The sequence below is a fragment of the Streptomyces canus genome (genome assembly GCF_041435015.1).
GTDB lineage: Bacteria > Actinomycetota > Actinomycetes > Streptomycetales > Streptomycetaceae > Streptomyces > Streptomyces canus_G.
Map to the genome: position 1 here is coordinate 8,484,344 of NZ_CP107989.1, position 13,973 is coordinate 8,498,316.

The following is a 13,973-nucleotide window of genomic DNA, read 5'->3' on the forward strand; positions in this document are numbered from 1 at the left end:
AGTTCTGAGGCAACGACCGTGTCGTTTTTCCGGTCTAACTTCATAGTGTTTCGGTGGTCATAGCGTGAGGGAAACGCCCGGTTACATTCCGAACCCGGAAGCTAAGCCTTACAGCGCCGATGGTACTGCAGGGGGGACCCTGTGGGAGAGTAGGACACCGCCGAACTCCTTTTAGAGCTCTGGCTCTTGGGCACGCAGCCCAAGAGCCAGAGCTTTTTTGCGTTGAGGTAGGGTCAGGGGGCATCGTTGGCACGTTTCCCACAGGAGGCCCCCGGGTGGAGGTCCAGGAGACCCGCGTCCAGACGGACCGGGTCCTCACCATCCCCAACATCCTCAGCATGGCGAGGCTCGTTGGGGTGCCGCTCTTCCTGTGGCTGATCCTCAGGCCCGAGTTCGGAGGGCCGAAGAGTGACACCTGGGCGTTGCTGGTACTCGCTCTGAGCGGGATCAGCGACTACCTGGACGGCAAGCTCGCCCGACGGTGGAACCAGATCAGCAGTCTTGGCCGGCTGCTCGATCCCGCGGCCGACAGGCTCTACATTCTCTCGACTCTGGTCGGCCTCACCTGGCGCGAGATTCTGCCAATCTGGTTGACGGCTGCACTGCTCCTGCGAGAGCTGGTTCTCCTGGTGATGGTGGGCATCCTCAGGCGCCACGGTTATCCCCCACCACAGGTGAACTTCCTTGGCAAAGCTGCCACCTTCAACCTGATGTACGCCTTCCCGCTGCTCCTGCTCAGTGACGGAACTGGATGGATCTCGTCACTCGCTGCTATTTTCGGATGGGCGTTCGCCGGATGGGGTACAACGCTGTACTGGTGGGCAGGAGTGCTCTACGTGGTACAAGTCCGCCGCCTGGTCCGTGCGGACGCCAAGGCCGACTGACCCCACCCAATGGCACGGCCGTGGCGGCTCGATGGCCCCCGGCAGAAAAGTGCGGGACAATCTGGACGGGTGAAGTCGGCTAGACCGTCGTCTCTTAAGGAGGACGCTTCCGACATGAAGGCCGTCGTGATGGCCGGAGGCGAAGGCACACGCCTTCGTCCCATGACCTCGAGCATGCCCAAGCCGCTCCTGCCGGTGGTAAACCGGCCGATCATGGAGCACGTGCTGCGGCTGCTCAAAAGGCATGGGCTCAACGAGACCGTCGTCACCGTCCAGTTCCTGGCCTCACTGGTCAAGAACTACTTCGGTGACGGTGAAGAGCTCGGCATGGAGCTCTCTTATGCCAATGAGGAGAAGCCACTCGGTACCGCCGGAAGCGTCAAGAACGCCGAAGAGGCGTTGAAGGACGACGCTTTTCTCGTCATCTCCGGTGATGCGCTGACCGACTTCGACCTCACCGAGCTCGTCAACTTCCACAAGGAAAAGGGTGCGCTGGTCACCGTCTGTCTGACCCGTGTCCCCAATCCGCTCGAATTCGGCATCACCATCGTCGACGAGGAAGGCAAGGTCGAGCGCTTCCTGGAGAAGCCGACCTGGGGGCAGGTCTTCTCGGACACCGTGAACACGGGCATCTATGTCATGGAGCCCGAGGTCTTCGACTACGTCGAGCCCGATGTGCCCGTGGACTGGTCCGGCGATGTCTTCCCGCAGCTGATGAAGGAAGGCAAGCCGATCTACGGCTATATCGCGGAGGGATACTGGGAGGACGTCGGCACGCACGAGAGCTATGTGAAGGCGCAGGCAGACGTCCTGGAGGGCAAGGTCGACGTCGAGATCGACGGCTTCGAACTCTCCCCGGGCGTCTGGGTGGCTGAGGGTGCCGAGGTGCATCCCGATGCCGTTCTCCGTGGTCCGCTGTACATCGGGGACTACGCGAAGGTCGAGGCTGGCGCCGAGATCCGCGAGCACACCGTCGTGGGCTCGAACGTGGTCGTCAAGAGCGGCGCGTTCCTGCACAAGGCCGTCGTGCACGACAACGTGTATGTCGGGCAGCAGAGCAATCTTCGTGGCTGTGTCGTCGGGAAGAACACCGACATCATGCGTGCGGCCCGTATCGAGGACGGCGCGGTCATCGGTGACGAGTGTCTCGTCGGCGAGGAATCGATTATCCAGGGGAATGTACGGGTCTACCCGTTCAAGACCATCGAGGCCGGCGCCTTCGTCAACACCTCGGTCATCTGGGAGTCCAGGGGCCAGGCGCATCTCTTCGGTGCCCGGGGAGTCTCCGGCATCCTGAATGTCGAGATCACCCCGGAGCTCGCCGTGCGGCTCGCCGGCGCCTACGCGACGACCCTGAAGAAGGGGTCGACCGTCACCACCGCCCGTGACCACTCCCGTGGCGCGCGGGCACTGAAGCGGGCGGTCATCTCCGCTCTGCAGGCCAGCGCCATCGACGTACGCGACCTGGAAAACGTACCGCTGCCCGTGGCGCGGCAGCAGACCGCTCGCGGGAGCGCCGGCGGCATCATGATCCGGACCACGCCCGGGGTGCCGGACTCCGTGGACATCATGTTCTTCGACGGGCGGGGCGCGGACCTTTCTCAGGGCAGTCAGCGGAAGCTGGACCGGGTGTTCGCGCGGCAGGAGTACCGGCGCGCGTTCCCCGGTGAGATCGGAGACCTGCACTTCCCGGCGAGTGTCTTCGACTCGTACACCGGTTCACTGCTGCGGAACGTCGACATCACCGGGATCTCCGAGTCCGGGCTGAAGGTCGTCGTAGACGCGTCGAACGGCAGTGCGGGTCTGGTGCTCCCGAGTCTGCTCGGCAAGCTCGGGGTGGATTCGCTGACCATCAACCCGGGGCTCGACGAGTCCAGGCCGACGGAGACGGCGGACGCCCGTCGCTCGGGTCTGGTGCGGCTGGGGGAGATCGTGGCCTCCGCGCGGGCGGCGTTCGGGGTGCGGTTCGACCCCGTGGGTGAGCGTCTGTCCCTTGTGGACGAGAAGGGGCGGATCATCGAGGACGACCGGGCGCTGCTCGTCATGCTCGACCTGGTCGCCGCGGAGCGGCGTAGCGGCCGTGTGGCGCTGCCCGTGACCACCACGCGGATCGCCGAGCAGGTGGCGGCGTACCACGGCACGCAGGTGGAGTGGACGACCACCTCACCCGACGACCTCACCCGGGTCGGGCGCGACGACTCGACGATCTTCGGTGGTGACGGCAAGGGCGCCTTCATCATCCCGGAGTTCAGCAGTGTCTTCGACGGCGCGGCGGCCTTCGTACGGCTGATCGGGCTGGTGGCGCGGACGCAGCTCACGCTCAGCCAGATCGACGCCCGGATTCCGCGGGCCCATGTCCTCAAGCGGGATCTGGCGACCCCGTGGGCCGTCAAGGGACTGGTGATGCGCAGGGTCGTGGAGGCGGCAGGCGATCGCTTTGTCGACACGACCGACGGTGTCCGGGTCGTGGAGACCGACGGACGCTGGGTGATGGTGCTGCCGGACCCGGCGGAGGCGGTCACCCATCTGTGGGCCGAGGGGCCCGATGACGCGTCCGCGCAGGCCCTGCTGGACGAATGGTCGGCGGTCGTGGACAGCGCCGGCCGCTGAGACACGCACGCGTGCGTGCCGGACAGGTGTCCCCAAGGGGGCCTGTCCGGCACGCCGATGGGGCCATTCGGAGGTAGGGGCCGCGACGTGCGACGATGTGCGGCATGCCGCAGCAGCCCCCCATTCGGAGCACCCCCACGCGCCCCACGCGCCCGGACGCCTCCATGTCGCTGCTCACCAATGTCATGGATCACAGCCTTGACGACGGGTACGCCGAGGCTGCGGCCCGCAAGAAGGCCGCCGGTGACGGCGGGCTGCCCAAGACCTTGCGGGCGAGGCTGGGGCTGGCTGTCGGCCTGGTCCTGGCCGCTCTCCTGGTCACCGTGGGGGCGGCGCAGGCGCGGGTGGCGGCTCCGGTCGTCGCCAAGGAGCGCGAGGAGCTCATCGACCGTATCGAGACCGAGACCGAGACGGCGGACAAGCTCGAGAAGAGCGTCGACCAACTGCGCGGCGACGTGAGTACGCGGCAGCGCGAGGCGCTCAAGCAGAGTGGCGACAGCGGCCAGGCCGACCTCGTGGGCATCCTGTCGGGCGCAGTGGAGGTGCACGGCCCGGGCGTCAAACTGGTCGTGAACGACGCCAAGGAAGCCAGCACGGGCGGCGACGGGAATCCGCGTGAGACGTCGGGGTTCTCCGACACCGGGCGGGTGCGCGACCGTGACATGCAGCGGGTGGTGAACGGGCTGTGGGAGTCGGGCGCGGAGGCCGTGTCCATCAACGGACAGCGGCTGACCGCGCTGTCGGCGATCAGGGCCGCGGGTGACGCGATACTGGTCGACAACAAGCCGCTGGTTCCGCCGTATACGGTGCTTGCGGTGGGAGACGGGCAGCGGCTGAGCACCAGGTTCCAGGACAGTGCCGACGGGCTGTATCTGCACGCCCTGCAGGAGAACTACGGCATCCGGACCGCCATCTCCGTGGAGGACGACCTCCGGCTGCCGGCCGCACCGAGTGTGATCGTACGTACAGCAGAGCCGAGAACTGAGAAGGGCACATCGTGATCGCCGTACTGGGCCTCGTCGTGGGAGTCGTGGCCGGCCTCTTGGTCCGGCCGGAGGTTCCGGCGGTCGTCGAGCCTTATCTGCCGATCGCCGTGGTGGCGGCGCTCGACGCCGTCTTCGGGGGCCTGCGGGCCATGCTCGACGGCATCTTCGACGACAAGGTGTTCGTCGTGTCGTTCCTGTCCAACGTGGTCGTGGCCGCGTTGATCGTGTTCCTGGGCGACAAGTTGGGCGTGGGCGCCCAGCTCTCGACCGGTGTCGTCGTCGTGCTCGGCATCCGGATCTTCTCGAACGCCGCGGCGATCCGTCGACACGTCTTCCGGGCGTGAGGCCGATGAGCGACCAGGAAGAGACGCCCGGCAACGGGCTGCGCAAGGAACTGCCCGAGGAACTCCCGGCGACCCCTCCCGAGGAGGCGGGGACCACGGCGTCGGAGGCAGGGCTCACCGGCCGTCAGCGGCTGGTGAAGGGGTTGTGGCCGCCTCGCGTGACCAGGGCCCAACTCATCGTCGCGGTGCTGTTGTTCGGCCTTGGATTCGGCCTCGCCGTCCAGGTGGCCTCGAACAGCGACAGCGACAGCGCGCTGCGGGGGGCGCGGCAGGAGGATCTCGTGCGCATCCTCGATGAACTGGACGACCGTACACAGCGTCTTCAAGACGAGAAGCAGGGTCTCGAGAACCAGCGGGACGAGTTGGAGAACAGCTCCGACCAGGCCGAAGAGGCCCGCAAGCAGACGGTCGAGAAGGAGCGGCAACTCGGCATCCTCGCGGGCACGGTGGCCGCGCAGGGGCCGGGCATCACGATGACCATCGACGACACCAAGGGGACGGTCGAGGCGGACATGCTGCTCGACGCGATCCAGGAGCTGCGCGCGGCCGGCGCGGAGGCGATCCAGGTGAACGGCGTCCGGGTCGTCGCCAACACCTTTCTGTCGGACTCGGGCAAGAGCGTGAGTGTCGACGGGAACAAGATCACCGCACCTTTTCGTTTCAAGGTCATCGGCAATCCGCAGGACCTCGAACCGGCGCTCAACATCCCTGGAGGCGTGGTGCAGACTCTTGAGAAGGAGCAGGCCACCGTTACCGTCGAGCGGTCGGACAAGATCGTCGTGGACGCCTTGCGAGCGGCGAAGCGGCCTGACTACGCTCGGTCGTCCCCCCGGTGAACCGGGGGTGCATGGGGGGCGTCCGGCCAGGGCATGAGGTTGCGGGGGGTCGCCGCACCGAATGGGTGGTGCGTGGTGGAAACTGTCTGGTGGAAACGGACGTTGTGAGGATGTCCGGGTCGACCGGTGTGTTCAATCAGGGTTCGTCCTGCCCCACGGGCGGGTCTGTTTCGGTCAAGGGGAATCGCCCGTGAAGTTGTTTGCGAAGTTGTTCGGCAAGAGCGCGCGAGAAGGTAGCGACAACGCGACCGCTCGTCATCGCGCACAGCCCGACGCCGAGGGTCAGCGCCCGCTGTTCCGGGACCAGGTGGCCGGTCAGGGTGGCGACATTTCCGGAGGTCAGGGCGTGCCGTCTGTTGACCCTGCCCAGTCCGGCGGCATAGGTTTCGGGCAGCCGTCAACCTCAAGTACGGGTGGAGGGTTTTCCCCTATGTCGGCCCTGGTGTGTACGAGGTGCGGTAACCGCAACGCGGAGAACAGCCGCTTCTGCTCCAACTGCGGCGCCCCGCTGCGGGCCGGGGCCGTGCCCGAGCGTCCCTCGGAGACGACCTCCACGATCTCCATCTCGGGACTCGAGGCGTACGACTCCGAAGTCACCGGCCAGACGCAGATGCCGGCGCTCTCCCCGGAGGCGCAGGCTGCCGTCGACGCGCTGCCGTTGGGCTCGGCGCTCCTGGTCGTGCGTCGTGGGCCCAACTCGGGCAGCCGCTTCCTGCTGGACGGCGAGCTGACCACGGCCGGCCGGCACCCGCAGAGCGACATCTTCCTCGACGACGTCACCGTCTCGCGTCGGCACGTGGAGTTCCGCCGCGGTCAGGACGGCTCGTTCACGGTGTCCGACGTGGGCAGTCTCAACGGCACGTACGTCAACCGTGAGCGGATCGACTCGGTCGCTCTGAACAACGGCGACGAGGTGCAGATCGGCAAGTACCGGCTGGTCTTCTACGCGAGCCAGCAGGGCTACTGACCCTCCCAGGGAAGGTCCATGCTTCAAACACCGAGCGGCGGTGCCGGACACGGCACCGCCGCGACGGACAGTGGGCTGATGAGCATCGGCACGGTGCTGAACGTGCTGCGTGACGAGTTCCCCGAAGTCACGATCTCCAAGATCCGTTTTCTGGAGTCCGAAGGCCTCATAGAGCCGCAGCGGACTCCCTCCGGGTACCGCAAGTTCAGCGACCGGGACGTGCAGCGCCTCGGCCATGTCCTGAGGATGCAGCGGGACCACTATCTGCCGCTCAAGGTGATCAGAGAGCATCTCGACGCCATGGAGCGAGGCGAGGCCGTCGCGCTGCCCACGGTCGGCCGCCAGCGGGACGGAGAAACGGTCCTGGAGGTCCCTGAAGGCCCCACAGCGGCCCGGATCGGCCGGGCCGAGCTGCTCGCCGCCGCCGAGATCGGCGAGTCGGAACTGGCGGAGTGGGAGTCGTACGGGCTCGTCACGCCTTTTCCCGACGGGGCCTACGACGCGGAGGCGGTCACCGTGGCTGCGCTTGTCGTCGAGCTCGGCCGGTTCGGGATCGAGCCGCGGCATCTGCGAGCGATGAAGGCCGCCGCCGATCGTGAGGCCGGACTGGTGGACCAGGTCGTGGCCCCGTTGAAACGCCACCGCAACCCGCAGACCCGTGCACACGCGGAAGCGCGCGCCAAGGAACTCGCGGGGCTCACTGTGAAGCTGCACGCGACGCTCGTGCAGACCGCGCTCGGGGTACGCCTGCCCTGAGGGTGGCCGGGCACCGGATCGTCCCCCGTTTCCTGCCCGACTACCCAAACGTCCCGGGCACGGCCTAGGGTTGCTGTGTGAACGAGCTCGATGTCGTAGGTGTCCGGGTCGAAATGCCCTCCAACCAACCGATCGTGCTCCTGCGTGAAGTGGGAGGCGACCGCTACCTCCCTATCTGGATCGGGCCGGGGGAGGCGACTGCGATCGCCTTCGCGCAGCAGGGCATGGCCCCCGCACGACCGCTGACCCACGACCTGTTCAAGGACGTGCTGGAGGCGGTCGGCCAGGAGCTCACCGAAGTGCGCATCACGGACCTGCGTGAGGGCGTCTTCTACGCGGAGCTGGTGTTCGCCAGCGGGGTCGAGGTGAGCGCGCGGCCGTCCGACGCCATAGCGCTGGCCCTGCGCACCGGGACGCCGATCTACGGCAGCGACGGAGTGCTCGACGACGCCGGCATCGCGATTCCGGACGAGCAGGAGGACGAAGTGGAGAAGTTCCGCGAGTTCCTCGACCAGATCTCCCCCGAGGACTTCGGCACCAGCAGTCAGTGAGGCGGACGCGGCCGATCCGGCGGATCAGTGGTCCGTGACGGGTCGGCCGTGTCCGGTCGTCACTGAAATGCTGGCATTTGCCACCGGTGTGTGAGAGCGTCCTGCGGCCCGCCAGGAGCGCATTCGGCTAGCCTTTCCCCGCGGTGGGGTACGGGAAACCACTCCTAGGGTGATTATCACTCGGCGTGCCGAGTGTGGCGATCGTTGACGCACCCCTGGTGACTGCCTACCGTCGAGAAGGCAGGTCAAGGACGGAGGTCGGCGTGAGAAGCAGCGGCGACGGTACGGCTGGGGGTGCCCCCGGACGGAGTCTCGGGGTAAGCGGTCCGTACCCTCCCCCAAGCTCTCAACTGCGTTCGAGTTGGGGGGATCCCCATCACGGCGGCCCTTTTCAGGGCAGCGCGGCCGATCACGCTCCGCAGCGACCGGCGGCCGTGCCGAGCAGCGGAGGGGCGACGTCCATGGCGTCCGAGCAGATCGGCTATCGCGGCCCTACGGCGTGCGCGGCGGCCGGCATCACCTACCGGCAACTCGACTACTGGGCGCGCACCGGCCTCGTCGAGCCGAGCGTGCGGCCCGCCCACGGGTCGGGGACGCAGCGGCTCTACAGCTTCCGGGACGTCGTCGTCCTGAAGATCGTCAAGCGGTTCCTCGACACGGGTGTGTCGCTGCAGAACATCCGCACCACGGTCCAGCACCTGCGTGAGCGGGGATTCCAGGACCTGGAGCGGATGACGCTCATGAGCGACGGCGCCACGGTCTACGAGTGCACCTCGCCCGACGAGGTCCACGAGCTGCTCCAGGGCGGTCAGGGCATCTTCGGGATCGCCGTGGGTGTCGTGTGGCGGGACGTCGAGAGCGCCCTGTCACAGCTGCACGGGGAGCGCATCGACACCGGCGAGACACTCGTGGGGCACAACCCCGCGGACGAGCTGGCGCGGCGGCGCAACAGGGCGGTCTGAAGCCTGCCCCGCTCCCTCGGGCGGGGCATTGTCAGTGGCGTAGGGCAGCATCGGACATGTGAGGAAAGCGCCCACGATCCTGCATCTCGACATGGATGCCTTCTACGCCTCGGCGGAGCAGGCGTCCAAGCCGAGTCTGCGCGGGAAGGCCGTCGTCGTGGGCGGGCTGGGGCCGCGGGGCGTGGTGGCCACCGCGTCCTACGAGGCCCGGGTGTTCGGGGTGCACTCGGCGATGCCCATGGGCCAGGCGAGACGGCTCGCGCCGAATGCCGCGTATCTGGTGCCGCGCTTCGGGTTCTACAAGGCGATCAGCGAGCAGGTGATGGGGCTGCTGCGGGAGCTGTCGCCGCTGGTGGAGCCACTGAGCCTGGACGAGGCGTTCGTGGATCTGGAGGCCGGGGGAACGGCCTGGGACGAGGCGTCGGCGCGGCTGGCCGGGGCGAGGCTGCGGGCCGACATACGGGCCGTCACGGGGCTCACGGGGTCGGTGGGGCTGGCCGCGTCCAAGATGCTCGCGAAGATCGCCTCAGAGCAGGCCAAGCCGGACGGGCTGGTGGTGATCGAGCCGGGGACCGAGCGGGCGCTTCTCGGGCCGTTGTCGGTGCGGATCCTGCCGGGAGTGGGGCCGGCGACCGGCGATCATCTGAGGCGGGCCGGGATCCATACGGTCGACGAGATCGTGGAGGCGGGCGAGGACGAGCTCGTACGACTGCTCGGGAAGGCCCATGGGCACGGGCTGTACGCGATGGCGCTGGCGTACGACGAGCGGCCCGTGGTGGCTGAGCGGGAGACCAAGTCCGTGTCGGTCGAGGACACCTACGACGTGGACATCCATGACCGGGTGCGGGTGAGCCTGGAGGTGCAGCGGCTGGCGGACCGGTGCGTGCGCAGGCTGCGGGGGGCCGGGCTGTCGGGGCGGACCATCGTGCTGAAGGTGCGGCGCTACGACTTCTCGACGTTGACGCGGTCGGAAACCCTTCGGGGGCCCACCGATGACCCTGCGGTCGTGCGGGAGGCTGCCCTGCGGTTGCTGGAGGGCGTGGACTCGACGGGGGGTGTGCGGTTGCTGGGGGTGGGGGTGAGTGGACTCGCCGACTTCACCCAGGAGGATCTGTTCGCTCAGGCCGCGGGGGAGCGGGTGGAGGCGGCGGCCGAGGAGGAGGTCGATGATGTGGCGGTTCCCGAGGTGACGGCTGCTGCTGAGCGACGGTGGGTAGCCGGGCACGATGTGCGGCATGCCGAGTACGGGCACGGGTGGGTGCAGGGGAGCGGGCTGGGGCGGGTGACCGTGCGGTTCGAGACGCCGGATTCGGAGCCGGGGCGGGTACGGACGTTTCTCGTCGAGGATCCTGCGCTGGAGCCCGCTGAGCCGTTGCCCCTGACAGAGGAGGTGCCGGGCGTTCAGGTCTCCGCGTCCTCCGTACCCGCCAGCTTGCCGAAGTCCCGGTCCGGGAACGAGGGCGGTGAGGCCACGTCGAGACGGTAGTGGTGGTAGAGCTGGAGCTCCTGGTCGGGGGAGAGGTGGCGGCCAACGCCGAAGTCGGGGGCGTCTTTGATGAGGGCGCGGTCGAAGGGAATGTGCAGGCTGCCGTCGACCAGTTCGCTCGGCCCCAGGGGGACGAAGGCGTCCCGGGAGAAGAGACCGGTGCGTATGGCGGCCCACTCCGGCACGCCGGTCGCGTCGTCGAGGTAGACCTCGTCGACGGTGCCGATCTTGGTGCCGTTGCGGTCGAACGCCTTGCGGCCGATCAGATTGCGCGGATCGATGTCGGTCAGCACGGGCCCTCCACTTGGTCGCAACTCATCCGAAGCGGTCGTAAGCACTACGAAAGAGCACATCGGGGTGTGCGGCCACTCGAAGACTCGTGCGGTGGCCTCGCTGGTAGGCTTGCGAGCGGCTGCTGACCCCGCGCGGGAGAGTCCTCCAGACACCATCGGAGGCGCCGAAGGAGCAAATCCTCCCCGGAATCTCTCAGGCTCACGTACCGCGCGGACGAGGTCACTCTGGAAAGCAGGGCGGGTGTCGACAGCTTCCGCTCTCACCGACGGTGCAAGCCGGCGGCCCTCGGGCGGCCCGGTGAAGCTCTCAGGTTGAGATGACAGAGGGGGAGGCCGTCGGGGTACCCGCGCCGGGGTACCCCTCACAGGTCGCGCCAGACCAGGAGGCCTCCGCAATGACCGCCCATCGCATTCCGCTCTCCGAGCTCGAACAGGGCATTCCCTTCGAGCAGCGTCACATCGGCCCTGATCATGAGGCGCGGGCCAAGATGCTCGCGCAGGTCGGCTACGGCTCGCTGGACGAGCTCACCGCCGCCGCGGTGCCGGATGTGATCAAGAACGCCGATGCCCTGGAGCTGCCGGACGGGCGCACCGAGGCCGAGGTACTGGCCGAGCTGCGGTCGCTGGCCGACCGGAACCAGGTGCTCGATTCCATGATCGGGCTCGGCTACTACGGCACCTTCACGCCGCCCGTCATCCTGCGCAATGTCATGGAGAACCCGGCCTGGTACACCGCCTACACGCCGTACCAGCCGGAGATCTCGCAGGGACGCCTCGAGGCTCTGCTCAACTTCCAGACCATGGTCGCCGACCTCACCGGGCTGCCCACCTCCGGCGCCTCGCTGCTCGACGAGGCGACCGCGGCGGCCGAGGCCATGGCTCTGTCCCGCCGCATGGGGAAGAACAAGAAGGGGCTCTTCCTCATCGACGCCGACACCCTGCCGCAGACCATCGCCGTGATCGAGACCCGGGCGGAGCCGACCGGTGTCGAGGTCGTGGTCGCCGACCTCGGCGACGGGATCCCGGCCGAGGTCGCCGGACGTGAGATCAACGGTGTGCTCGTCCAGTACCCCGGCGCCTCCGGGGCCGTACGCGACATCAAGCCGCTCATCGACCAGGTTCATGAGCTCGGCGCGCTCGTGACCGTGGCCGCCGATCTGCTCGCGCTGACCCTGCTGAAGTCGCCCGGTGAGCTAGGGGCGGACATCGCGATCGGTACCACGCAACGGTTCGGTGTGCCGATGGGGTTCGGCGGGCCGCACGCCGGCTACATGGCCGTGCACGAGAAGTTCGCGAGGAGCCTGCCCGGGCGGCTCGTCGGTGTGTCCGTGGACGCCGACGGGAACAAGGCCTACCGGCTCGCGCTGCAGACACGTGAGCAGCACATCCGTCGGGAGAAGGCGACCAGCAACATCTGCACCGCTCAGGTGCTGCTCGCGGTCATGGCCGGGATGTACGCCGTCTACCACGGGCCTGAGGGGCTCAAGGGCATCGCGCGGCGGACTCACCGGTACGCGACCCTCCTTGCCGCGGGCCTGACGGCCGGTGGGGTCGAGGTCGTGCACGGCTCGTACTTCGACACGCTCACCGCACGCGTGCCCGCGAGGGCCGCCGAGGTCGTCTCCGCCGCGCGGCGGAACGGCGTCAACCTGCACCTCGTCGACGCCGACCATGTGTCCGTCGCGTGCGACGAGACCACCGCGCGGGCCCAGGTGGGTGCCGTGTGGAACGCGTTCGGCGTGGAGGCGGACATCGAGGCGCTGGACGCGGCCACCGGGGAGGCCCTGCCGGACGCGCTGCTGCGCGACGACGACTTCCTCACCCACCCCGTCTTCCACCAGTACCGCTCCGAGACCGCGATGCTGCGCTACCTGCGTCGGCTCGCCGACCGCGACTACGCGCTCGACCGCGGCATGATCCCGCTGGGCTCCTGCACCATGAAGCTCAACGCGACCACGGAGATGGAGCCGGTCACCTGGCCCGAGTTCGGCCAGTTGCACCCCTTCGCGCCCGCCGAGCAGGCGCAGGGTTATCTGACGCTGATCCGGGAGCTGGAGGAGCGGCTCGCCGAGGTCACCGGGTACGACAACGTGTCGCTGCAGCCGAACGCCGGGTCGCAGGGCGAGCTGGCCGGGCTGCTGGCCGTACGCGGGTATCACCGGGCGAACGGTGACGAGCAGCGGACCGTGTGTCTCATCCCGTCCTCGGCGCACGGGACCAACGCCGCCAGCGCCGTCATGGCCGGGATGAAGGTCGTCGTCGTGAAGACCGCCGGGGACGGCGAGATCGACGTCGACGACCTGCGGGCGAAGATCGAGCAGTACCGGGACGAGCTGTCCGTACTCATGATCACGTACCCCTCGACGCACGGTGTGTTCGAGGAGCACGTCGCCGACATCTGCGCGCAGGTGCACGAGGCCGGCGGGCAGGTGTACGTCGACGGGGCCAACCTCAACGCGCTGGTGGGGCTGGCCAAGCCGGGCCACTTCGGTGGCGACGTCTCCCACCTGAATCTGCACAAGACGTTCTGCATTCCGCACGGCGGCGGTGGCCCGGGTGTGGGTCCTGTCGGCGTACGGGCGCACCTGGCGCCGTATCTGCCGAACCACCCGATGCAGCCCGCGGCCGGCCCGGAGACGGGCGTCGGGCCGATCTCGGCGGCTCCCTGGGGATCCGCGGGGATTCTGCCGATCTCGTGGGCGTACGTCCGGCTCATGGGCGGTGAGGGGCTGAAGCGGGCCACGCAGGTCGCGGTGCTTTCCGCCAACTACATCGCCAAGCGGCTCGAGCCGCACTACCCGGTGCTCTACACCGGCCCCGGCGGACTGGTCGCGCACGAGTGCATCATCGATCTGCGACCGCTCACCAAGGCGACCGGGGTGAGTGTCGACGATGTGGCCAAGCGGCTCATCGACTACGGCTTCCACGCCCCGACCATGTCGTTCCCGGTGGCCGGGACGCTCATGATCGAGCCGACCGAGTCCGAGGACCTGGCCGAACTCGACCGGTTCTGTGAGGCGATGATCGCCATCCGCGCCGAGATCGAGAAGGTCGGCTCGGGGGAGTGGGCCGCCGAGGACAACCCGCTGCGGAACGCTCCGCACACCGCCGGTGCGCTGGGCGGTGAGTGGGAGCACGCGTACTCGCGGGAGGATGCCGTCTTCCCGGCCGGGGTCTCGGTCGCGGACAAGTACTGGCCGCCGGTGCGGCGGATCGACCAGGCCTTCGGCGACCGGAACCTGGTGTGCTCGTGCCCGCCGCTGGACGCGTACGAGGACTGACCCGAGGTGATGAGGGC

12 protein-coding genes, 1 rRNA gene and 1 riboswitch are annotated in these 13,973 nt (G+C 68.2%); of the genes, 12 read left to right on the forward strand and 1 reads right to left on the reverse strand.

What is annotated here, in order from left to right; translation table 11 throughout:
* Positions 1-49 precede the first annotated feature (49 nt).
* The 11 genes from rrf to OG841_RS38780 all read left to right on the forward strand — a co-directional run bounded on the left by rrf (position 50) and on the right by OG841_RS38780 (position 10,382).
* Positions 50-166: ribosomal RNA gene (gene rrf / locus OG841_RS38730) — 5S ribosomal RNA — on the forward strand.
* 109 nt (positions 167-275) lie between these two features.
* Entirely contained in the window at positions 276-884 is a 609-nt protein-coding gene (locus OG841_RS38735) for a CDP-alcohol phosphatidyltransferase family protein (protein ID WP_266567473.1), read from the forward strand.
* A 114-nt stretch (positions 885-998) separates the two neighbouring features.
* Entirely contained in the window at positions 999-3,494 is a 2,496-nt protein-coding gene (locus OG841_RS38740; RefSeq protein WP_371568981.1) for a sugar phosphate nucleotidyltransferase, read from the forward strand.
* Positions 3,495-3,658: 164 nt separating this feature from the next.
* On the forward strand, positions 3,659-4,495 hold the full coding sequence (locus OG841_RS38745) for a DUF881 domain-containing protein (RefSeq protein WP_371570937.1): 837 nt from the start codon (positions 3,659-3,661) through the stop codon (positions 4,493-4,495).
* Entirely contained in the window at positions 4,492-4,824 is a 333-nt protein-coding gene (locus OG841_RS38750; RefSeq protein ID WP_003988855.1) for a small basic family protein, read from the forward strand. The genes OG841_RS38745 and OG841_RS38750 overlap by 4 nt, the downstream gene beginning before the upstream one ends.
* Positions 4,825-4,829: 5 nt before the next feature.
* Positions 4,830-5,660 (forward strand): DUF881 domain-containing protein, encoded by an 831-nt coding sequence (locus OG841_RS38755; RefSeq protein ID WP_328637137.1) that lies wholly within the window; start codon positions 4,830-4,832, stop codon positions 5,658-5,660.
* Between the two features lie 61 nt (positions 5,661-5,721).
* Complete coding sequence (locus tag OG841_RS38760; RefSeq protein ID WP_280852756.1) at positions 5,722-6,627, forward strand: FHA domain-containing protein; 906 nt, start codon at positions 5,722-5,724, stop codon at positions 6,625-6,627.
* Positions 6,628-6,645: 18 nt separating this feature from the next.
* Entirely contained in the window at positions 6,646-7,383 is a 738-nt protein-coding gene (gene ftsR / locus OG841_RS38765; protein ID WP_371568986.1) for a transcriptional regulator FtsR, read from the forward strand.
* Positions 7,384-7,460: 77 nt separating this feature from the next.
* Positions 7,461-7,934: a bifunctional nuclease family protein gene (locus OG841_RS38770; RefSeq protein ID WP_004002801.1), complete on the forward strand. Its 474-nt coding sequence runs from the start codon at positions 7,461-7,463 to the stop codon at positions 7,932-7,934.
* A gap of 263 nt (positions 7,935-8,197) precedes the next feature.
* Complete coding sequence (locus tag OG841_RS38775) at positions 8,198-8,896, forward strand: MerR family transcriptional regulator (RefSeq protein ID WP_328637135.1); 699 nt, start codon at positions 8,198-8,200, stop codon at positions 8,894-8,896.
* A gap of 58 nt (positions 8,897-8,954) precedes the next feature.
* On the forward strand, positions 8,955-10,382 hold the full coding sequence (locus tag OG841_RS38780) for a DNA polymerase IV (protein WP_328637134.1): 1,428 nt from the start codon (positions 8,955-8,957) through the stop codon (positions 10,380-10,382).
* Here OG841_RS38780 and OG841_RS38785 read toward each other — a convergent pair.
* Entirely contained in the window at positions 10,298-10,675 is a 378-nt protein-coding gene (locus tag OG841_RS38785; RefSeq protein WP_328637133.1) for a PRC-barrel domain-containing protein, read from the reverse strand. The genes OG841_RS38780 and OG841_RS38785 overlap by 85 nt on opposite strands.
* A gap of 123 nt (positions 10,676-10,798) precedes the next feature.
* Positions 10,799-10,894, forward strand: a riboswitch (glycine riboswitch).
* Between the two features lie 176 nt (positions 10,895-11,070).
* On the opposite strand from OG841_RS38785, the gene gcvP reads away from it, so the two are divergent.
* Positions 11,071-13,956, forward strand: coding sequence for an aminomethyl-transferring glycine dehydrogenase (gcvP, locus tag OG841_RS38790; RefSeq protein WP_365122998.1), 2,886 nt, complete (start codon positions 11,071-11,073; stop codon positions 13,954-13,956).
* Positions 13,957-13,973 lie beyond the last annotated feature (17 nt).